At 59.9% G+C, this 19,410-nt stretch carries 19 protein-coding genes; 5 read left to right on the top strand and 14 right to left on the bottom strand.

Features of this window, described 5'->3' with window-relative positions; all coding sequences use genetic code 11:
- The first annotated feature begins 9 nt into the window (after positions 1-9).
- Together ACYASU_RS19980 and ACYASU_RS19975 are read left to right on the top strand one after the other, a co-directional pair.
- Positions 10-204, top strand: coding sequence for a DUF4224 domain-containing protein (locus ACYASU_RS19980; RefSeq protein ID WP_463583793.1), 195 nt, complete (start codon positions 10-12; stop codon positions 202-204).
- 9 nt (positions 205-213) lie between these two features.
- Positions 214-1,197, top strand: coding sequence for a tyrosine-type recombinase/integrase (locus tag ACYASU_RS19975; protein ID WP_463583792.1), 984 nt, complete (start codon positions 214-216; stop codon positions 1,195-1,197).
- A gap of 187 nt (positions 1,198-1,384) precedes the next feature.
- On the opposite strand, the gene ACYASU_RS19970 is transcribed toward ACYASU_RS19975, so the two are convergent.
- On the bottom strand, positions 1,385-2,116 hold the full coding sequence (locus tag ACYASU_RS19970; protein WP_463583791.1) for a zeta toxin family protein: 732 nt from the start codon (positions 2,114-2,116) through the stop codon (positions 1,385-1,387).
- A gap of 198 nt (positions 2,117-2,314) precedes the next feature.
- On the opposite strand from ACYASU_RS19970, the gene mutS reads away from it, so the two are divergent.
- Positions 2,315-4,855 carry a DNA mismatch repair protein MutS gene (gene mutS / locus ACYASU_RS19965; RefSeq protein ID WP_463583821.1) on the top strand — a complete coding sequence of 847 codons (2,541 nt, stop codon included), beginning with the start codon at positions 2,315-2,317 and terminating at the stop codon, positions 4,853-4,855.
- 239 nt (positions 4,856-5,094) lie between these two features.
- Entirely contained in the window at positions 5,095-5,418 is a 324-nt protein-coding gene (gene fdxA, locus ACYASU_RS19960; protein WP_065989796.1) for a ferredoxin FdxA, read from the top strand.
- Positions 5,419-5,977: 559 nt separating this feature from the next.
- Here fdxA and rpoS read toward each other — a convergent pair.
- The 8 genes from rpoS to ACYASU_RS19920 all read right to left on the bottom strand — a co-directional run bounded on the left by rpoS (position 5,978) and on the right by ACYASU_RS19920 (position 13,259).
- Positions 5,978-6,982, bottom strand: a complete 1,005-nt coding sequence (gene rpoS, locus ACYASU_RS19955) for an RNA polymerase sigma factor RpoS (protein ID WP_463583790.1) — start codon at positions 6,980-6,982, stop codon at positions 5,978-5,980.
- Positions 6,983-7,085: 103 nt separating this feature from the next.
- Positions 7,086-7,979, bottom strand: a complete 894-nt coding sequence (locus ACYASU_RS19950) for a peptidoglycan DD-metalloendopeptidase family protein (RefSeq protein ID WP_463583789.1) — start codon at positions 7,977-7,979, stop codon at positions 7,086-7,088.
- A 179-nt stretch (positions 7,980-8,158) separates the two neighbouring features.
- Positions 8,159-8,794, bottom strand: coding sequence for a protein-L-isoaspartate(D-aspartate) O-methyltransferase (locus ACYASU_RS19945; RefSeq protein ID WP_463583788.1), 636 nt, complete (start codon positions 8,792-8,794; stop codon positions 8,159-8,161).
- Between the two features lie 41 nt (positions 8,795-8,835).
- Positions 8,836-9,585 carry a 5'/3'-nucleotidase SurE gene (gene surE, locus ACYASU_RS19940; RefSeq protein ID WP_463583787.1) on the bottom strand — a complete coding sequence of 250 codons (750 nt, stop codon included), beginning with the start codon at positions 9,583-9,585 and terminating at the stop codon, positions 8,836-8,838.
- Positions 9,573-10,631 (bottom strand): tRNA pseudouridine(13) synthase TruD, encoded by a 1,059-nt coding sequence (gene truD / locus ACYASU_RS19935; RefSeq protein ID WP_463583786.1) that lies wholly within the window; start codon positions 10,629-10,631, stop codon positions 9,573-9,575. The genes surE and truD overlap by 13 nt, the downstream gene beginning before the upstream one ends.
- Positions 10,628-11,101, bottom strand: coding sequence for a 2-C-methyl-D-erythritol 2,4-cyclodiphosphate synthase (gene ispF / locus ACYASU_RS19930; protein ID WP_192170837.1), 474 nt, complete (start codon positions 11,099-11,101; stop codon positions 10,628-10,630). Before ispF ends, truD begins: the two co-directional genes overlap by 4 nt.
- A gap of 105 nt (positions 11,102-11,206) precedes the next feature.
- Positions 11,207-12,052, bottom strand: coding sequence for an S-formylglutathione hydrolase (gene fghA / locus ACYASU_RS19925; protein ID WP_122537381.1), 846 nt, complete (start codon positions 12,050-12,052; stop codon positions 11,207-11,209).
- A gap of 94 nt (positions 12,053-12,146) precedes the next feature.
- Complete coding sequence (locus ACYASU_RS19920) at positions 12,147-13,259, bottom strand: S-(hydroxymethyl)glutathione dehydrogenase/class III alcohol dehydrogenase (RefSeq protein ID WP_108120933.1); 1,113 nt, start codon at positions 13,257-13,259, stop codon at positions 12,147-12,149.
- A gap of 103 nt (positions 13,260-13,362) precedes the next feature.
- Between ACYASU_RS19920 and ACYASU_RS19915 the strand changes: the two genes are divergently transcribed.
- A complete protein-coding gene (locus tag ACYASU_RS19915) occupies positions 13,363-14,259 on the top strand; it encodes a LysR substrate-binding domain-containing protein (protein WP_463583785.1) in 897 nt (298 codons plus the stop codon).
- Between the two features lie 5 nt (positions 14,260-14,264).
- Here ACYASU_RS19915 and ispD read toward each other — a convergent pair whose 3' ends face one another.
- The 5 genes from ispD to ACYASU_RS19890 form a co-directional block, all read right to left on the bottom strand.
- Positions 14,265-14,975 (bottom strand): 2-C-methyl-D-erythritol 4-phosphate cytidylyltransferase, encoded by a 711-nt coding sequence (gene ispD / locus ACYASU_RS19910; RefSeq protein ID WP_463583784.1) that lies wholly within the window; start codon positions 14,973-14,975, stop codon positions 14,265-14,267.
- A gap of 10 nt (positions 14,976-14,985) precedes the next feature.
- Positions 14,986-15,264 (bottom strand): cell division protein FtsB, encoded by a 279-nt coding sequence (ftsB, locus tag ACYASU_RS19905; protein WP_037014212.1) that lies wholly within the window; start codon positions 15,262-15,264, stop codon positions 14,986-14,988.
- A gap of 159 nt (positions 15,265-15,423) precedes the next feature.
- Positions 15,424-16,710: a phosphopyruvate hydratase gene (gene eno, locus ACYASU_RS19900; RefSeq protein ID WP_463583783.1), complete on the bottom strand. Its 1,287-nt coding sequence runs from the start codon at positions 16,708-16,710 to the stop codon at positions 15,424-15,426.
- A 170-nt stretch (positions 16,711-16,880) separates the two neighbouring features.
- A complete protein-coding gene (gene kdsA / locus ACYASU_RS19895) occupies positions 16,881-17,726 on the bottom strand; it encodes a 3-deoxy-8-phosphooctulonate synthase (protein WP_122622970.1) in 846 nt (281 codons plus the stop codon).
- A gap of 14 nt (positions 17,727-17,740) precedes the next feature.
- Positions 17,741-19,372 carry a CTP synthase gene (locus tag ACYASU_RS19890; RefSeq protein ID WP_463583782.1) on the bottom strand — a complete coding sequence of 544 codons (1,632 nt, stop codon included), beginning with the start codon at positions 19,370-19,372 and terminating at the stop codon, positions 17,741-17,743.
- Between the last annotated feature and the right edge of the window lie 38 nt (positions 19,373-19,410).

The raw sequence follows: 19,410 nt of genomic DNA, 5'->3' as shown, positions 1-19,410 counted from the left end.
GAGGCAGCCATGTTTCTGACAGCACAAGAAGTGGCCGATCTGACGGGCTATCTTAAGCCTAGCGCCCAGATCAAATGGCTAGACGCCGAGCGGTACGGATACGCGGTCGGCGGGGATGGGCACCCAAAGGTGCTGCGCGATGTTGTGATATCGCGCCTCGGTGGGATTCAATCGAAGAAAGGACCGCAGTTGCGGCTTGCTTGAGGAAGGGATATGCGCCCGCGCAAAAAAGACCGGCACCTGCCGGCGTGCATGTATTTCAAGCACGGGGCTTACTACCTGGTGCGCAAGGGGAAATGGAAGCGCCTGGACACGGACTACCAGGCCGCCTTGATGGCGTACGCGCGGGAGCAGGGCCGTGCTGGAAAAGGCGGGATGGCTGAGCTGATCGATGACGCACTTGCGTACATGAAGCCCAAGCTGGCGGCCAACACGATTGAGCAGTACCGCTCTGCAGCTGAGCGCCTTAAAGATCAGATGGCGGAATTCGAACCCCGCGATGTGCTGCCCCGCCACGTCGCGGCGATCAAGATGCACGGAGCCGCCACGCCGAACATGAACAACCGGATCATCTCGTTTCTGCGAATGGTGTTCGCCTACGCGCTGGAAAAGGGTCTTGTCGACTCCAATCCGTGCATCGGCATCAAGCGCCACCCGGAGAAAAAGCGCGACCGGTATCTCACCGACGCTGAATTCAACGCGATCTGCGCCGTTGCAAGCGACAACATGCGGTGCATTTACGAGATGTGCTATCTGACCGGGCAGCGGATCAGCGACGTGCTGGGGATTCGCCTGGCTGACATATCGGCCGAAGGGATCGCCTTCACCCAGCAGAAAACCAAAGCGCGGCTGGTCGTGCGCATGACACCCGACCTTGAAGCCCTGATCGTGCGCATCAAGGCGTTGCCACGGCGAGTTCGCGGGCTGACTTTGTTCACTGCGCGCAGCGCCGGTAAACCGGTGGCTTACGCGACTGTAAAGGATGCTTTCCGCGCCGACTGCAAGAAGGCTGGAGTGACCGGCGCCACGCTCCACGATCTTCGGGCCAAGTCACTGACCGATACCGACAAGCAGGGCAATAATGCTCAGAAGCTGGGCGGCCACACCGATGCCAAAATGACCGCCCGTTATCTTCGGCTGAGGGAAATCGACATCGCTGAGCCGCCGAAGATGCCTAAGAAAGCGGAAGCCCCCTAAAAATCGCGCACAAAAAAACCGCAAAAATGCGGTTTTTTTGGCTTGTGTGATCAGCCAGCTCGCAGAACCTTAAGCTGACGTTCCGTAGAACGTTGCAAAACCACCTCGTAGACACGTTGCTTCTTGTCAGACGAAGCGCTGCGAAAGAACTCCGAAAACGGAGTCGAACGCGCTGATTGGTTTTTTTTCATAGCCTGTCCCCAGCTTTGATGTACTTGAGAAGCCCCTGACGGTCATAACCATCATGGAGGGCGTCATCGATTGACTCGATATCCCCGGTGTAAGACCCCGAAGAACCATCAGTGTTCTTCACAAGCAGGTTTACCATCAGCCTCTTACCATATTTGGCCTTGAGCGCGTTGACAACATCTTTGGCAAGGAAGAATTGCTCGACGAAGATCTCAGCGGGAATTCTCCTCCCTTCCTGTCGCTCCCTGGCCTGCACAAAACGCCATGCCAATTCAGGCTTCTGGTAAACAAACACGATCACGCAAAGGCGGCCTTTCTTTAGCGATCTTGAAATGTTCAGGTCCGCTTTTTCAAGGTTGCAGAGCGTACCGTCCAAGACGAAAGATTGGCTTTGATCAAGCGCCATATCATGAATCTTGTCAACAAGGATCGAAGCGGCGCGCTGATACATCCATGAGTTCGTGCCGACGTAACCCTCAAAGTGGGGTCGCAGGTCGTCTGGATCAATGCGCATTGTACGGATGCCATTCATGCCAGCATCCAGCTCTGCAATCAGCTCGACCGCTGCCTCCGTCTTACCCGCCCCAGCACAGCCAGACATAAAAACCGAAACCGGATGCTGCTCAGGTAGGTAAACGGCCGGATTCGTAAATTCTTTAGCGATCCGTTTCTTGTTTGCCTTCGCGAAAAGGAGCGCCGACTCCATCTGCAACGCTTCTTCGTGGTTCATTTCCGTATGAGGGCTCACTACTTCGAGGGCGGGCATTCTATACGGAGGTGCACTGTGAGCAAAGCCCGCAGGTCGGACGGCCAAGAAGCCGAACGCTTCAACGCTGTAAAAATCCCTGTAGTATTAGACAGCTAACCCTTGTCAAAAAGACAGATTGAGTTCAGCCCTTTGAATACGGACCTTTCCAGCCATACCCCGATGATGCAGCAATACTGGCGGCTGAAAAATCAGCACCCCGACCAGCTGATGTTCTATCGCATGGGTGACTTCTACGAGATCTTCTACGAAGACGCCAAGAAGGCGGCCAAGCTGCTCGACATCACGTTGACCGCGCGCGGCCAGTCAGCGGGGCAAAGCATTCCCATGTGCGGCATCCCCTATCACGCGGCGGAAGGCTATCTGGCCAAGCTGGTGAAACTGGGCGAGTCGGTGGTCATCTGCGAACAGATCGGCGATCCGGCGACCAGCAAAGGACCGGTTGATCGTCAGGTGGTGCGCATCATCACGCCGGGGACCGTCAGCGACGAAGCCTTGCTGGACGAGCGTCGGGACAACCTGATCGCCGCCGTGCTGGGTGACGAACGCCTGTTCGGGCTCGCCGTGCTGGACATCACCAGCGGCAACTTCACCGTGCTGGAAATCAAGGGCTGGGAAAACCTGCTGGCCGAGCTTGAGCGTATCAATCCGGTGGAGCTGCTGATTCCCGATGACTGGCCCCAAGGGCTGCCGGCGGAAAAACGCCGTGGTGCCCGTCGTCGTGCGCCGTGGGATTTCGAGCGCGATTCGGCGCACAAAAGCCTGTGTCAGCAGTTCTCCACTCAGGACCTGAAAGGCTTCGGCTGCGAGAACCTGACCCTGGCGATCGGCGCGGCCGGCTGCCTGCTGGGTTACGCCAGGGAAACCCAGCGTACGGCCTTGCCGCACTTGCGCAGCCTGCGCCATGAGCGTCTCGACGACACGGTGATTCTGGACGGCGCCAGCCGCCGCAATCTGGAACTCGACACCAACCTGGCGGGCGGGCGCGACAACACGCTGCAGTCGGTGATGGATCGCTGCCAGACCGCCATGGCCACGCGCCTGCTGACCCGCTGGCTGAACCGCCCACTGCGCGATCTAAATATCCTGCAGGCCCGCCAAGAGTCGATTGGCTGCTTCCTTGAGCGCTACCGCTTCGAGAACCTGCAGCCCCAGCTGAAAGAGATTGGCGACATCGAGCGCATTCTCGCGCGTATCGGCCTGCGCAACGCCCGCCCGCGAGACCTGGCGCGGCTGCGTGATGCCCTGAGCGCACTGCCCGAGTTGCAGCTGGCACTGGCCGAGCTTGAAGCGCCGCACATCCAGCAACTGGCGAAAACCGCGAGCACTTACCCAGAGCTGGCCGACCTTCTGCAACGCGCGATCATTGACAACCCGCCTGCGGTGATTCGCGACGGCGGCGTACTGAAAACCGGTTACGACGCCGAGCTCGACGAGTTGCTGTCCCTGAGCGAGAACGCTGGTCAGTTCCTCATCGATCTGGAAACCCGGGAGAAGGCGCGCACCGGGCTGGCTAACCTCAAGGTCGGCTACAACCGCGTGCACGGCTACTTCATCGAACTGCCGAGCAAGCAGGCGGAGCAGGCGCCGGCCGATTACATCCGCCGCCAGACGCTTAAAGGCGCCGAACGCTTTATCACCCCGGAGCTCAAGGAATTTGAAGACAAGGCGTTGTCGGCCAAGAGCCGCGCGCTGGCTCGGGAAAAGATGCTCTATGAGACGCTGCTGGAAGACCTGATCGGTCACTTGGCGCCGCTGCAGGACACCGCCGCCGCGCTCGCGGAGCTGGATGTGCTGAGTAACCTGGCCGAGCGCGCGCTGAACCTGGACCTCAACCGTCCGCGCTTCACCGACGAGCCGTGCATGCGGATCGAGCAAGGTCGTCACCCGGTGGTGGAGCAGGTCTTGTCGTCGCCGTTCGTGGCCAACGACCTGGACCTCAATGACAACACGCGCATGCTGGTGATCACCGGTCCTAACATGGGCGGTAAATCCACCTACATGCGCCAGACCGCTTTGATCGTGTTGCTGGCGCATATCGGCAGCTTCGTTCCGGCAGCAAGCTGCGAGCTTTCGCTGGTCGACCGTATCTTCACGCGTATCGGCTCAAGTGATGACCTGGCCGGCGGACGCTCCACCTTCATGGTGGAGATGAGCGAGACGGCGAACATCCTGCACAACGCCACCGACAAAAGCCTGGTGCTGATGGACGAAGTCGGACGCGGCACCAGCACCTTCGACGGGCTTTCCCTGGCGTGGGCTGCGGCGGAATGCCTCGCCCAGCTGCGCGCGTACACGCTGTTCGCGACGCATTACTTCGAGCTGACCGTGTTGCCGGAGAGCGAGCCGCTGGTGGCTAACGTGCACCTGAATGCCACCGAGCACAACGAGCGCATTGTGTTCCTGCACCGCGTGTTGCCGGGCCCGGCGAGTCAGAGTTATGGCCTTGCCGTGGCGCAACTGGCGGGCGTGCCGGGGCGCGTCATCACGCGGGCCAAGGAGCATCTGTTGCGTCTGGAGACCACCAGCCTGCCCCACGAACAGCCCAAGGCCAAGCCGGGCAAACCGCCGCTGCCGATGCAGAGCGATATGTTCGCAAGTTTGCCGCACCCTGTTCTGGACGAGTTGTCGAACCTGAAGATCGACGACCTGACGCCGCGACAGGCGCTTGAGTTGTTGTATTCGATGAAGACACGCATCTAACGTCATTCGTAACAAGCTGTTAGAATCCCGCGCGGTTCGGGACGCTGTGAGCTTTTAGCCTGGCTTTACAGCGCACCTGGCCGCGTTTGAACGCAGCGAACCAAGGTCGGACATCGCCGCGCAGGACACCTTGCCTGCCGCGTTGCTCGAGAAGCTGAGTTTTACGGCCGGGGGACGTTCCGTACCTGGCAAGCCGGACTGAACGGCCTTGCTGCCGCCGCCTGAGGAGAGAATTAGAAATGACCTTCGTCGTCACCGACAACTGCATCAAGTGCAAGTACACCGACTGCGTAGAAGTCTGTCCGGTGGACTGCTTTTACGAAGGCCCGAACTTCCTGGTGATTCACCCGGACGAGTGCATCGACTGCGCCCTGTGCGAGCCTGAATGCCCAGCGAACGCGATCTTCTCGGAAGACGAGATTCCGGCCGGTATGGAGAATTTCATTCAGCTGAACGCAGAGCTGGCTGACGTCTGGCCCAACATCACGGAACGCAAAGACGCGCTGCCGGATGCGGCGCAGTGGGATGGCAAGACCGGCAAGATAGCCGATCTGGAGCGCTAAGCGCTTGCTGATAAAAAGGGCCCTTCGGGGCCTTTTTGCGTTGGGCCTCCACACGGCCTCACTTTTCTGCAGGCGAAAAAAAGGGGCGGTTTGACCCGCCCACATTTTTTCCATAATCCCTTCAATCCTTTTTCATCATCCTGATGAATCGCATCCTGCGATGTCCTTGAGCAGTCGTCCTTGACCGCCTGTACCAATCCGTCGGTACAGGACTGATCTTAGTGATTTAAACCGTCAGGGCAAGGCCCGAGAGTTTTCAGGAAAATTCAGACACTGGCTGACACTCTCTTAAAATTATCAATTGAATCAGAGAGATAGCGACTGACTTGCAACTGACGGAGACATGATCCGCCAAAGAAGAGACGATAACTCACATTACGCGTAAGAAACGGCTTACAGCCTGAGTAAGCATCACTTACCTGATTGTGAAAACGAACGTTGGCCCATCAAATCGCTGTCATGGGAACTCCATCAAAACCACCTTCAACCGACATAAAAAAAGCCCCGACTCGTCGGGGCTTTCGTGTTGCTCGATGTAACTTACGCCAACTCTCTACGCTTATTGAAAGAGTGACTCGCTGGACAAGCCGTTCTTCTCGAGAATCTCGCGAAGGCGCTTCAACCCTTCCACTTGAATCTGGCGTACACGCTCGCGGGTCAGGCCGATTTCCAGTCCGACGTCTTCCAGCGTGCTGCTTTCATGCCCGCGCAGCCCGAAACGACGAACAACGACTTCACGCTGCTTGTCGGTCAACTCGGACAGCCACTGATCGATGCTCTGGGAGAGATCATCGTCCTGAAGCAACTCGCACGGGTCGGTAGGACGATCGTCCGTGAGCGTGTCGAGCAGCGTTTTGTCGGAGTCCGGCCCCAGAGACACATCCACCGAGGACACGCGCTCGTTGAGGCCCAGCATGCGCTTGACCTCACCGACCGGCTTCTCCAGCAGGTTGGCGATTTCTTCGGGAGAGGGTTCGTGGTCCAGCTTCTGCGTCAGCTCCCGCGCGGCGCGCAGGTAGACGTTGAGCTCTTTGACCACATGAATCGGCAGGCGGATCGTGCGCGTCTGGTTCATGATCGCGCGCTCGATGGTCTGACGGATCCACCAGGTGGCGTAGGTTGAGAACCGGAATCCGCGTTCCGGATCGAATTTTTCGACCGCTCGAATCAGGCCCAGATTGCCCTCCTCGATCAGGTCCAGCAATGACAGACCACGATTGACGTAGCGTCTGGCGATTTTCACGACCAGCCGCAGATTGCTCTCAATCATGCGTTTGCGCCCAGCCGGATCGCCGCTTTGCGACAGTCGCGCAAAGTGGACTTCTTCTTCCGGGGAGAGCAGGGGGGAAAAACCGATTTCATTAAGATACAGCTGCGTAGCATCCAGTGCCCGCGTGTAGTCAATGTACTTATGCTGTTTGAGCGCTGCAGAGTTTTTCGGTTTTGCACGAACAGAAGGTGTAGCTGGCTTCTCATCCGTTGCAGAATCCAGGACGATCAAGGGCTCCATCAGGAGGACCTCGTCGTCTATGTCAAACTCCGGCACTTCTTTGCTGAGAGCCATTGTTATAGTCCTTTGGTGAGTTCGACCTCAAGCTCCAGTGACGCCTTCTTCCATGGCAGCACTTGAGCCTGTCCCCTCTACGCAGGAACAGGCTGACAACCGATCAGCGACGTGGCAAGAATTCCAGTGGATCTACAGGTTTACCCTGGCGGCGAATCTCGAAATGCAGTTTCACCCGGTCAGTTCCCGTTGAGCCCATCTCGGCAATACTTTGCCCTGCCTTGACCTGTTGTCCCTCCCGAACCAAGAGCCGACGGTTATGTCCGTATGCACTGACGTAGGTATCGCTGTGTTTGATGATGACCAACTCGCCGTAGCCCCTTAATCCACTCCCGGCGTATACCACGGTCCCATCAGACGCGGCCAAAACAGGCTGTCCCAAATCACCAGCGATATCAATTCCTTTATTCAAACTACCGTTTGAAGAGAACTTGCTGATCAAAACGCCGCTTGTTGGCCATGTCCAGCCGCTCGGAGAGCGGGCGCCGGTGACCACGGTTGTGTTGACCGGCGTGGTCGTCGAGTTGCTGGTCGGCGGTGGCGTCGTGGCGGCGACAGCGCCTACGGGCCTTGAAATCACGGTGGTTTTCAGCGACCCGGAAGGCGATGTCGAACTGCTCGTGGTGGTCTGCGAAACGCTGGCCGAGCCAGAAGCCACGGCCGTGGACGGCGAGCTGGCGCGCCCGTCGAAACGGATCGTCTGACCCACATGAATGGTGAATGGCTCTGGGATATTGTTGCGTGCGGCCAGCGCTTTCCAGTCCCAGCCGTAACGGAATGCAATGGAAAACAGCGTGTCGCCGCGCTTCACGACGTACTGACCTGTGGTGACCGGCTGACGTGTCGGCACCGTCGACTTGCCGTTTCGGTCGACAACCCGCACGCCGCCCGATGGCGTGCTGGAGCAGCCGACCAGAAGGATACTCAGGGCAACTCCAATCACCAGACGCTGAAAACTTGTTGAAGAACTACGCTGCCGAATGACTGTGAGACTCACCCGCCACTCCCTTTACCGGTGACTGAAGAAGAAACTGCCCTGCGTCGTGAAAAGACCAGGCAGCCATGAAAAACTTGGTGTGAGACGGCGCTGCGGCAGTAGGCCGAAGCATCGTTGCAAAACGCCAGCCTGTAGACCGGCTGCGTCTTGTGGAATTCATTGCCTTCGCAAAATAGCGATTAAGCCAATGGTCCGTTGAGCAACGGGACGAAACGAACGGCGCCCAGCACATGGCGAGAGAAACCGTTTTCCTCACGAATGATCAGCATCAGTTGCTGCACCTCACCCGCCCCCACCGGAATCACCAGACGACCGCCGGGTGCCAGTTGGTCCAGCAAGGCCTGAGGCACGTCGGTAGCAACCGCGGTGACAATGATCCCGTTGTAAGGCGCAAGCGCCGGCCAGCCTTCCCAGCCATCGCCCCAACGAAACACCATGTTGCGCAGGTTCAGCTCGACGAGGCGTTCCTTGGCGCGATCCTGCAGCACCTTGATCCGCTCAACGGAGAAAACCCGCTCCACCAGTTGCGCCAGCACGGCGGTCTGGTAACCCGAGCCGGTGCCGATCTCCAGCACTTTATCCAGCGGGCCCGCCGCCAACAGCAGCTCGCTCATGCGCGCCACCATGTAAGGCTGGGAGATCGTCTGGTTGTTGCCGATCGGCAGCGCGGTGTCTTCGTACGCGCGGTGCGCGAGGGCCTCGTCGACGAACAGGTGTCGAGGGGTCTTGCGAATGACGTCCAGCACCTGGCTGTTGGCGATGCCTTCTTCGCACAACCGTTGAATCAGACGCTCGCGGGTACGTTGGGAAGTCATTCCCACGCCACGTCGTAACAGATCATCTTGCTCACGCGACATCAGGCCATTCCCTCCAGCCATGCGTTCAGGCTGTTGAAACCGTCCTGATAAGTACGATCCAGCTGCAACGGGGTGATCGACACATAACCCTGCATCACGGCGTGGAAATCGGTGCCCGGCCCGCCATCTTCGGCATCTCCTGCGGCAGCAATCCAGTAACCGGCCTTTCCGCGCGGATCGACCACGCGCACAGGCGCCGCCGCACGGGTGCGATGGCCAAGACGGGTCAGCTGAATTCCGCGCACATGTGCCAGCGGCAGGTTAGGGATATTCACATTCAATACGGTACGGGGTGGAAGGTCGAGGCGTTCATGGGCTTCGACCAAAAGCCGCGCGTAATGCGCAGCGGTTGCCAGGTTATCGACCTGACGTGACAAAAATGAAAAGGCAAATGACGGGCGTTGCAGAAAACGACCTTCCAGCGCCGCAGCAACGGTGCCCGAATACAGCACATCATCACCCAGGTTGGCGCCGAGGTTGATCCCCGAAACGACCATGTCCGGCTCATCGGGCAGCAAGCCGTTGAGTCCGAGGTGGACGCAATCGGTGGGCGTGCCGTTGAGGCTGATGAAGCCGTTGTCCAGGGTGTGCGGGTGCAAGGGCCGGTCAAGCGTCAGCGAACTGCTCGCGCCGCTCTTGTCTTGATCGGGCGCAATCACCACGCACTCGGCGTACCCGGTCAGCGCGCCATGCAGCGCAGCCAGACCGGGGGCCATAACCCCGTCATCATTTGAAATCAGAATGCGCATGAGCTGTCCGTCTGCCCTGCCGGCGCGAGATCGATGAGTTCACGCACCAATGCGGTGGCGAAGCATCCGGCCGGCAGGACGAATTCCAGTTGCAGAATGTCAGGCTCGGGATAATGCCACGTCAACCGCCCGATGGGCAGTCGCAGGATGCGCCGTTCGTGCTCCATTCCCGCTTTTATCAACCAGTTACAGAGCGACGCCTCCCGCGCGGCGATGCTGTTTTCAAGCGCGGCGGTGGCGCCTGCAGCCGGGGAATCGCCCTCGCCCCACTGCGGCCCGGTCGGGTGCAGATCGAGGATCGCCAGTCGGGGGTCGCTGCACTCGGCTTCGCCAGCAGGGAAGAAACTGCGGCTGTCGGTGAAGGCCAGGAGATCGCCCACTTGCGCACGTTGCCAGCTGCCATCGGCGACTCGAGCGGCCAAGACCTGGTTGAACAGGTAACTGCGCGCAGTGGATAACAGTCGAGAGCGCACATTGCGCTGCTCGGGCAGGGCCTGACGCTCGGCATAGTGCCGGGCTTCACCGAGGTTCCCGCCTTCATGGCCGAAACGCTGAGCGCCGAAATAGTTGGGAATGCCGTGTTGCCTGATCGACTCAAGACGTGCATCGAGCCCGGCCTTGTCGGCCTGCAATTGCGTCAGACGCAGCGTAAAACCATTGGCCGCGTGGGCGCCCCGTTGCAGCTTGCGCTTGTGGCGTTTGCTATCGAGGATCTTCAGCGAATCGTTTTCAGCCACTGACATGTCCGGATCGGCCTTGCCCGGCAGCTGAATGCTGAACCACTGACGGGTCAACGCCTGGCGATCCTTCAACCCGGCGTAGGCGACGGTTCGCAATGGCACACCGGCCGCCTTGGCCAGACGCCGGGCCGCTTCCTCGGTATTCAAGCCGCGCTTTTCCACCCATAACCACAGGTGCTCCCCATCCCCGGACAGCGTAATGTCGAGGACTTCATCGACCTGAAAGTCTTCGGCAGTGGCCTTCAGCACAGCAGTACCCAGTGCGTCGCCGTAAGCTCTCGGGCCCAGAAGTTCGAGTTCGGTCATGCGCTGATCAACAACGCGACGGCGTGCACGGCGATGCCTTCTTCGCGGCCGGTGAAGCCCAGCTTTTCAGTGGTGGTCGCCTTGACGTTGATCTGGTCGATGTCGACTTGCAGGTCTTCGGCAATCAAGGCGCGCATGCTTTCGATGTGGGGGGCCATCTTCGGCGCCTGGGCAACGATCGTCGCGTCGACGTTGCCGACCTTCCAGCCCTTTGCCTGCACTTGCTTGAGCACATGACGCAGCAGAACCCGGCTGTCGGCGCCCTTGAATTGCGGATCGGTGTCCGGGAAATGCTTGCCGATGTCGCCCAGCGCGGCAGCACCCAGCAGGGCATCGCTCAGCGCATGCAGCACTACATCGCCATCGGAATGCGCGAGCAAACCCGACGTGTGCGCAATCCGCACGCCGCCCAAGGTAATGAAATCGCCTTCAGCGAAACGGTGCACATCGTAGCCGTGGCCAATACGCATAAAAAACGCCCTGAAAAAGTCAGGGCGTGATTCTACCTACTTTGACCGACATTAGGGTCGGCCCGCGCTCAATTGCCCGTGACGCTGCAATTGAGGGCGAGGACTTCAGCCGGCCAGGGCTCGGGCGTGATGGCGCAAGTGGTCTTCGATGAAGCTGGCGATGAAGTAATAGCTGTGGTCGTACCCCGGCTGCATGCGCAATTCCAGAGGATGACCGGCCGCCTTCGCCGCCTGAACCAACGATTCCGGCTTGAGCTGATTGCCGAGGAAATCGTCGCGATCGCCCTGGTCCACCAGCAGAGGCAAGCGCTCGGTGGCCTCGGCAATGAGCACGCTGGCGTCCCATTCACGCCAGCGCGAACGGTCTTCGCCCAGATAGCGAGAGAAGGCTTTCTGTCCCCAAGGACAATCCATCGGGTTGCAGATGGGCGAGAACGCCGACACCGATTGGTAGCGGCCGGGATTGCGCAATGCACCGACCAGCGCGCCATGGCCACCCATGGAGTGCCCGCTGATGCTGCGCTTGTCCGAGGCCGGAAAGTGCGCCTCGATCAACGCGGGCAGCTCGCTGATCACATAATCGTACATGCGATAGTGCCGCGCCCACGGCTGCTCGGTGGCGTTCAGATAAAAGCCGGCGCCCAGGCCGAAGTCGTAGGCCTTGTCCGGATCATCTGGCACGTCGGCGCCGCGCGGGCTGGTGTCTGGCGCCACGATGATCAGCCCCAGTTCCGCCGCCACGCGCAGCGCACCGGCCTTCTGCATGAAGTTCTCATCGGTGCAGGTCAGCCCCGACAGCCAGTAGACCACCGGCAGCTTGCCGCCCTGCTCTGCCTGCGGCGGCAGATACACCGCGAACACCATGTCGCAGCCGAGCACATCGGAGTGATGTTTGTAACGCTTGTGCCAGCCGCCGAAGCTTTTCTGGCACGAAATGTTTTCCAGACTCATGGGCTTCTCCGAGCTACAAGCTTCAAGCCTCGAGCGGCAAGAGGTCATGACACGACGCTCTTGCGGCTTACAGCCTGGAACTTGCCGCTGCTCCTCAGAAATGAATGACGGTACGGATGCTTTTGCCTTCGTGCATCAGGTCGAAGGCTTCATTGATCCGGTCCAGGCCCATGGTGTGGGTGATGAAGGTGTCCAGCGGGATTTCGCCGGTCTGCGCTTTTTCGACGTAGCTTGGCAGTTCGGTGCGGCCTTTGACGCCGCCGAAGGCCGAACCGCGCCAGACGCGACCGGTGACAAGCTGGAACGGACGGGTGGAGATTTCCTGACCTGCGCCAGCGACGCCGATGATCACTGATTCACCCCAGCCCTTGTGGCACGATTCCAGTGCCGCACGCATAAGGTTCACATTGCCTACGCACTCGAAACTGTAATCCACGCCGCCGTCGGTCATTTCGACGATCACTTCCTGAATCGGCTTGTCGTGATCTTTGGGATTGACGAACTCGGTCGCCCCCAATTCACGGGCCACGTCGAATTTGGACGGGTTGATGTCGACCGCGATGATGCGGGAGGCCTTGGCCATTTTTGCGCCAATGATCGCCGCCAGGCCGATACCGCCGAGACCGAAGACCGCCACAGTGGCGCCCTCTTCGACCTTGGCCGTGTTCAGCACCGCACCGATACCGGTGGTGACGCCGCAACCCAGCAGGCAGACCTTCTCCAGCGGCGCTTCTTTAGGGATTTTTGCCAGAGAGATTTCCGGCACTACGGTGTATTCGGAGAACGTCGAGCAGCCCATGTAGTGGTAGATCGGCTGGCCGTTGTAGCTGAAGCGGGTGGTGCCGTCGGGCATCAGGCCTTTGCCCTGGGTGGCGCGGACTTTCTGGCAGAGGTTGGTCTTGCCGGACTTGCAGAATTTGCACTCGCGGCATTCGGCGGTGTACAGCGGAATGACGTGGTCGCCCACGGCGAGGGAGGTCACGCCCTCACCGATAGCCTCGACGACGCCCCCGCCTTCGTGACCGAGGATGCACGGGAAGACGCCTTCGGAATCCGCACCGGACAAGGTGTAGGCATCGGTGTGGCACACGCCGGATGCGACGGTACGAATCAACACTTCGCCGGCTTTCGGGGCCTCAACGTCCACTTCGACGATCTGCAGTGGTTCATTGGGCGCGAAGGCAACGGCAGCACGTGACTTGATCATTATGATCTCCAGCTAAATAAATACGAGCCCGGAGTGTAATGCAGTGCTGGCTGATGAATAATCCGCCTGAAAGCAAAACATTAATGCTGTGCAGGGACAATCGATGCAGGTCAATCGCTGGGAAGGTCTGGACGAGTTCGTCGCCGTTGCCGAGTGCGGGCAGTTCACCGCCGCGGCTGAGCGGCTTGGGGTGTCGTCGTCGCACATCAGCCGGCAGATCGCGCGACTTGAAGAACGCTTGCAGACACGCTTGCTCTATCGCAGCACCCGAAAAGTCGCTCTAACCGAGGCCGGTCAGACGTTTCTGCATCACTGCCAACGCTTGCAGGACGGGCGCGAGGAAGCGCTGCGTGCGGTCACCGACCTGACCAGCGAGCCGAAGGGGCTGCTGCGGATGACCTGCGCCGTGGCGTACGGCGAAAGGTTTATCGCCCCGCTGGTGACACGTTTCATGGAGGAACACCCGCAACTGCGCGTAGACATCGAACTGACCAACAACACGTTGGACCTGGTGCATGAAGGCCTGGACCTGGCGATCCGTCTGGGCCGCTTGCAGGAATCACGACTGGTGGCCGCACGACTGGCGCCGCGCAAGATGTACCTGTGCGCCTCCCCCGCTTATCTCGAACGGTATGGCCGGCCCCACAGCGTGTCGGAACTGGCGCGACACAATTGCCTGATCGGCAGCTCGGACAGCTGGCAGTTGCAACAAAACGGGCGGGAATTTTCCCAGCGGGTGCAGGGCAACTGGCGCTGCAACAGTGGGCAGGCGGTGCTGGATGCGGCATTGCGCGGGGTTGGGCTGTGTCAGCTGCCGGATTACTACGTGCTGGAGCATCTCAAGCGCGGTGCGCTGGTGTCGTTACTGGATGCCCACCAGCCGCCGAACACCGCCGTCTGGGCGCTGTACCCGCAGCAGCGGCATCTGTCGCCCAAGGTGAGAAAGCTGGTGGATTATCTGAAGGCGGGCTTGGCGTCGCGGGAGGAATACAGCGTTTAGGCCGATCAGCCGTTGAATTCGACCCGTCGCTGGCGCAGCCACTCCAAGTCTTCCGGGCGGGTAACCTTGATGTTGTCCGCGCGCCCTTCAATCAGACGCGGCGATTGCCCGGCCCACTCGATGGCCGAGGCTTCATCGGTGATCGCCACATTCGACACCAGGCTGTCCGCCAGCGCCCGGTGCAGCGCACCCAGACGAAACATCTGCGGCGTATAGGCCTGCCAGATCAGGCTGCGGTCCACGGTTTCGGTGACGCGGCCATTGGCATCGGCGCGCTTGAGGGTGTCTTTTGCCGGCACCGCCAACAGGCCGCCGACCGGATCATGCGCCAGCTCGCCCAGCAGATTATCGAGGTCCGCACGCGCCAGATTCGGGCGCGCGGCGTCGTGCACCAGCACCCAATCGTTGTCATCGGCGCCGTTGGCGTGCAGGTGCAGCAGCGCATTGAGCACCGAGTCCGCACGCTCCTTGCCGCCTGCGACCTGCTGGATACGGGAATCCAGGGCGCAAGGCAACGTCGGCCAATAAGGGTCATCCACAGCCAGACTGACCACCAGGCCCTTGAGCCGGGGGTGATCGAGAAAGCAAAGCAGGCTGTGTTCAAGAATCGTGAGGCCGCCCAGTTGCAGGTATTGCTTAGGACGGTCTGCCGCCATGCGCGCGCCAACGCCCGCTGCGGGAATCACTGCCCAGAAGGCAGGAAGGGATTGAGTCATTACACCAACGTCACTGTGCCAACTGATAAAGGGTTTCGCCGTCCTTGACCATGCCCAATTCATGACGGGCACGCTCTTCAACGGTTTCGAGGCCTTTTTTCAGCTCCAGCACTTCCGCGTCGAGGACTCGGTTGCGCTCCAGCAGAGCATCGTTTTCGGCGTGTTGATCGGCGATTTGCTGAGTCAGACTGGCCACCTGCGCGAGACTGCCATTACCTACCCATAGGCGATACTGCAAGCCAGCGAGCATCAAAAGCAGAACGAGGAACAACCAGTTAGGACTGCGCATTGTGAATATCTGTTACCCGGCGAATAAAGACAGCAAAACCGACCATTTCAAATGCCCATAAGCCCGGTGGTCACCGGGCTCATGGATCAGGACGACAAGAGAGGTCACGCTTCAGTGACTGCTCCTACAACGCCTGCTGCCTTTTTACCATCTTTGCGATCAGCCGCGAAACTCGCCGCGACCACGGTAGACCGCTTTGGCGCCCAGTTGCTCTTCGATACGCAGCAGCTGGTTGTACTTGGCGATACGGTCGGAACGGCTCAACGAACCGGTCTTGATCTGGCCAGCCGCAGTGCCCACGGCCAAGTCGGCAATGGTGGAGTCTTCGGTTTCGCCGGAACGGTGCGAGATCACGGCGGTGTAACCCGCGGCCTTGGCCATCTGGATGGCTTCCAGCGTTTCGGTCAGGGTGCCGATCTGGTTGAACTTGATCAGAATCGAGTTACCGATCTTCTTGTCGATGCCTTCTTTCAGGATCTTGGTGTTGGTCACGAACAGGTCGTCGCCCACCAGCTGGATCTTGTCGCCGATCTTGTCGGTGAGGACTTTCCAGCCATCCCAGTCCGACTCGTCCAGACCGTCTTCGATGGAGATGATCGGGTGCTTGCTGACCAGGTCAGTCAGGTAGTCGGCGAAACCGGCAGAGTCGTACTCGCCTTCTTCGCTCAGCACGTATTTGCCGTTCTTGTAGAACTCGCTCGCGGCGCAGTCCAGCGCCAGGGTGACGTCGGTGCCCAGTTTGTAGCCCGCGTTGGCAACGGCTTCGGCGATGGCGTCCAGCGCGTCGCCGTTGGAGTTCAGGTTCGGCGCGAAGCCACCTTCGTCACCCACGGCAGTGTTCAGGCCACGTCCTTTCAACACCGCTTTGAGGTGGTGGAAAATCTCGGTGCCCCAGCGCAGGCCTTCGGAGAAGGTCTTGGCGCCCACCGGCTGAATCATGAATTCCTGGATGTCGATGTTGTTATCAGCGTGCTCGCCACCGTTGATGATGTTCATCATCGGGACCGGCATCGAGTAAACACCCGGCGTGCCGTTCAGATTGGCGATGTGCGCGTACAGCGGCAGATCCTGGTCCTGAGCGGCGGCCTTGGCAGCGGCCAGGGACACGGCGAGGATCGCGTTGGCGCCCAGGCTGGCTTTGTTCTCGGTGCCGTCCAGCTGAATCATCGCGTGATCCAGGGCTTTCTGGTCAACCGGGTCTTTGCCCAGCAGCAGGTCGCGGATCGGGCCATTGATGTTGGCCACGGCTTTCAGAACGCCCTTGCCCATGTAACGGCTCTTGTCGCCATCACGCAGCTCGAGCGCTTCACGCGAGCCGGTGGAAGCACCGGACGGCGCGCAAGCGCTGCCGATGATGCCGTTGTCGAGGAGCACGTCTGCTTCCACGGTGGGATTGCCACGGGAGTCGAGAACTTCACGACCTTTGATGTCGACGATTTTTGCCATTGTTGTTAACACTCCAAGATTGACGAAAACGACGCAGCTGGGAAAACGATTCGGCGTCTCAGGGCTCTAGGACAACGGGCAGGCCCTGAAACGACAATTTTCCCGACCCTTTGGTCGGGAAAACAACGAACGGCACTCTACCGGAGGGCTCGGCGCCGGAGAAGCGGGTTTTACGCCGTTTCGATCGTCGGGAAGCTTTTAACGAGTTCGTCGAGCGCCTTGAGCTGGGCCAGGAACGGCTCCAGCTTGTCCAGGCGCAGGGCGCAGGGACCGTCGCACTTGGCGTTGTCCGGATCCGGGTGGGCTTCCAGAAACAGACCGGCCAGGCCCTGGCTCATGCCGGCCTTGGCCAGATCGGTCACCTGGGCACGACGGCCACCGGCGGAATCGGAGCGACCACCTGGCATCTGCAGGGCGTGGGTCACGTCGAAGAACACCGGGTATTCGAACGATTTCATGATGCCGAAACCGAGCATGTCGACAACCAGATTGTTGTAGCCGAAGCTCGAACCGCGCTCGCAGAGGATCAACTGATCGTTACCCGCTTCCACGCACTTGGCCAGGATGTGTTTCATCTCGTGGGGCGCGAGGAACTGGGCTTTCTTGATGTTGATCACTGCGCCGGTCTTGGCCATGGCCACGACCAGATCGGTCTGACGGGACAGGAAAGCCGGCAACTGAATGATGTCGCAGACCTCCGCCACGGCAGCGGCCTGCTCAGGCTCGTGCACGTCGGTGATGATCGGCACGCCGAAGGCTTGCTTGATGTCCTGGAAAATCCGCATGCCTTCTTCAAGGCCCGGGCCGCGATAGGAGGTCACCGAGGAACGGTTGGCCTTGTCGAAGCTGGCTTTGAACACGTACGGAATGCCGAGTTTCTCGGTCACTCGCACGTATTCTTCACAGACCTGCATCGCCATGTCACGCGACTCGAGGACGTTCATGCCGCCGAACAGAACCATAGGCTTGTCGTTGGCGATGTCGATCGAGCCGACGCGGATGATTTTCTGTGCCATGTGATAAATCCCTATCAGCCGTTCTTCTGGTGTTGAGCAAGCGCTGCCTTGACGAAACCACTGAACAACGGGTGGCCATCGCGCGGCGTAGAGGTGAACTCGGGGTGGAACTGGCAGGCCACGAACCAAGGATGGTCAGGGGACTCGACCACTTCAACCAGCGCGCCGTCACCGGAACGACCGGAGATTTTCAGACCGGCCTCGACCAGTTGCGGCAGCAGATTGTTGTTCACTTCATAACGGTGGCGATGGCGCTCGACGATGACGTCGTTGGCGTAGCAATCGTGCACCAGAGAACCCGGTTCCAGCAGGCATTCCTGCGCGCCCAGACGCATGGTGCCGCCCAGGTCCGAGGTTTCGGTACGGGTTTCGACAGCACCGGTGACGTCTTCCCATTCGGTGATCAGACCGACGACCGGGTGCTGGCTGGCGCGATCAAACTCGGTGGAGTTGGCGTCTTTCCAGCCCAGCACGTTACGTGCGAACTCGATGACTGCCACCTGCATGCCCAGGCAGATGCCCAGGTAAGGCACCTTGTTTTCGCGAGCAAACTGCACGGCCGTGATCTTGCCCTCGACGCCGCGCAGACCGAAGCCGCCCGGGACGAGAATCGCGTCGACGCCTTCGAGCAGGCCGGTGCCCTGATTCTCGATGTCTTCGGAATCGATGTAGCGCAGATTGACCTTGGTACGGTTGCTGATACCGGCGTGACTCATCGCTTCGATCAGCGACTTGTAGGCGTCCAGCAGCTCCATGTACTTGCCGACCATCGCGATGGTGACTTCGTGTTCCGGATTGAGTTTGGCGTCGACGACCTTTTCCCACTCGGACAGGTCGGCACTGCCGCACTGCAGGCCGAAGCGCTCGACGACGAAATCGTCAAGGCCCTGGGAATGCAGGATGCCCGGGATCTTGTAGATGGTGTCGGCGTCTTCGAGGGCGATGACCGCGCGCTCTTCAACGTTGGTGAACTGCGCGATTTTGCGGCGCGAAGAAATGTCGATCGGGTGGTCGGAACGGCAGACCAGTACGTCTGGCTGCAGGCCGATCGAACGCAGTTCCTTGACCGAATGCTGGGTCGGTTTGGTCTTGGTTTCGCCCGCGGTGGCGATGTACGGAACCAGTGTCAGGTGCATAAGCATGGCGCGCTTGGCGCCCACTTCGAAACGCAGCTGACGGATCGCCTCGAGGAACGGCTGCGACTCGATGTCGCCCACGGTGCCGCCGATTTCGACCATGGCGACGTCGGCATCGCCGGCGCCCTTGATGATGCGACGCTTGATTTCGTCGGTGATGTGCGGGATCACCTGAATGGTCGCGCCCAGATAATCACCACGGCGCTCTTTGCGCAGGACGTGCTCGTACACACGGCCGGTGGTGAAGTTGTTGTTCTGGGTCATGGTGGTGCGAATGAAACGCTCGTAGTGACCCAGGTCCAGGTCAGTCTCGGCGCCGTCGTGGGTGACGAACACCTCACCGTGCTGGAACGGGCTCATGGTGCCGGGATCGACGTTGATGTAGGGGTCCAGCTTGAGCATGGTGACCTTAAGTCCCCTCGCCTCCAGGATGGCCGCCAATGAAGCCGAGGCGATGCCTTTCCCCAATGAAGAAACAACACCGCCCGTGACGAAGATGTAGCGCGTCATGAAAAACCCTAGAAGTCTGCGTTAAAGCGGTCAGAGCC

Source organism: Pseudomonas sp. HP_12 (assembly GCF_055283955.1).
This window is presented reverse-complemented; position numbering and strand designations above follow the sequence as displayed.

Bases quoted from the DNA above. Each gene is read 5' to 3' on its own strand.
- ACYASU_RS19980 (WP_463583793.1), top strand. From the start codon at position 10: ATGTTTCTGACAGCACAAGAAGTGGCCGATCTGACGGGCTATCTTAAG.
- ACYASU_RS19975 (WP_463583792.1), top strand. From the start codon at position 214: ATGCGCCCGCGCAAAAAAGACCGGCACCTGCCGGCGTGCATGTATTTC.
- ACYASU_RS19970 (WP_463583791.1), bottom strand. From the start codon at position 2,116: ATGAACCACGAAGAAGCGTTGCAGATGGAGTCGGCGCTCCTTTTCGCG.
- mutS (WP_463583821.1), top strand. From the start codon at position 2,315: ATGATGCAGCAATACTGGCGGCTGAAAAATCAGCACCCCGACCAGCTG.
- fdxA (WP_065989796.1), top strand. From the start codon at position 5,095: ATGACCTTCGTCGTCACCGACAACTGCATCAAGTGCAAGTACACCGAC.
- rpoS (WP_463583790.1), bottom strand. From the start codon at position 6,982: ATGGCTCTCAGCAAAGAAGTGCCGGAGTTTGACATAGACGACGAGGTC.
- ACYASU_RS19945 (WP_463583788.1), bottom strand. From the start codon at position 8,794: ATGACTTCCCAACGTACCCGCGAGCGTCTGATTCAACGGTTGTGCGAA.
- surE (WP_463583787.1), bottom strand. From the start codon at position 9,585: ATGCGCATTCTGATTTCAAATGATGACGGGGTTATGGCCCCCGGTCTG.
- truD (WP_463583786.1), bottom strand. From the start codon at position 10,631: ATGACCGAACTCGAACTTCTGGGCCCGAGAGCTTACGGCGACGCACTG.
- ispF (WP_192170837.1), bottom strand. From the start codon at position 11,101: ATGCGTATTGGCCACGGCTACGATGTGCACCGTTTCGCTGAAGGCGAT.
- fghA (WP_122537381.1), bottom strand. From the start codon at position 12,052: ATGAGTCTGGAAAACATTTCGTGCCAGAAAAGCTTCGGCGGCTGGCAC.
- ACYASU_RS19920 (WP_108120933.1), bottom strand. From the start codon at position 13,259: ATGATCAAGTCACGTGCTGCCGTTGCCTTCGCGCCCAATGAACCACTG.
- ACYASU_RS19915 (WP_463583785.1), top strand. From the start codon at position 13,363: ATGCAGGTCAATCGCTGGGAAGGTCTGGACGAGTTCGTCGCCGTTGCC.
- ispD (WP_463583784.1), bottom strand. From the start codon at position 14,975: ATGACTCAATCCCTTCCTGCCTTCTGGGCAGTGATTCCCGCAGCGGGC.
- ftsB (WP_037014212.1), bottom strand. From the start codon at position 15,264: ATGCGCAGTCCTAACTGGTTGTTCCTCGTTCTGCTTTTGATGCTCGCT.
- eno (WP_463583783.1), bottom strand. From the start codon at position 16,710: ATGGCAAAAATCGTCGACATCAAAGGTCGTGAAGTTCTCGACTCCCGT.
- kdsA (WP_122622970.1), bottom strand. From the start codon at position 17,726: ATGGCACAGAAAATCATCCGCGTCGGCTCGATCGACATCGCCAACGAC.
- ACYASU_RS19890 (WP_463583782.1), bottom strand. From the start codon at position 19,372: ATGACGCGCTACATCTTCGTCACGGGCGGTGTTGTTTCTTCATTGGGG.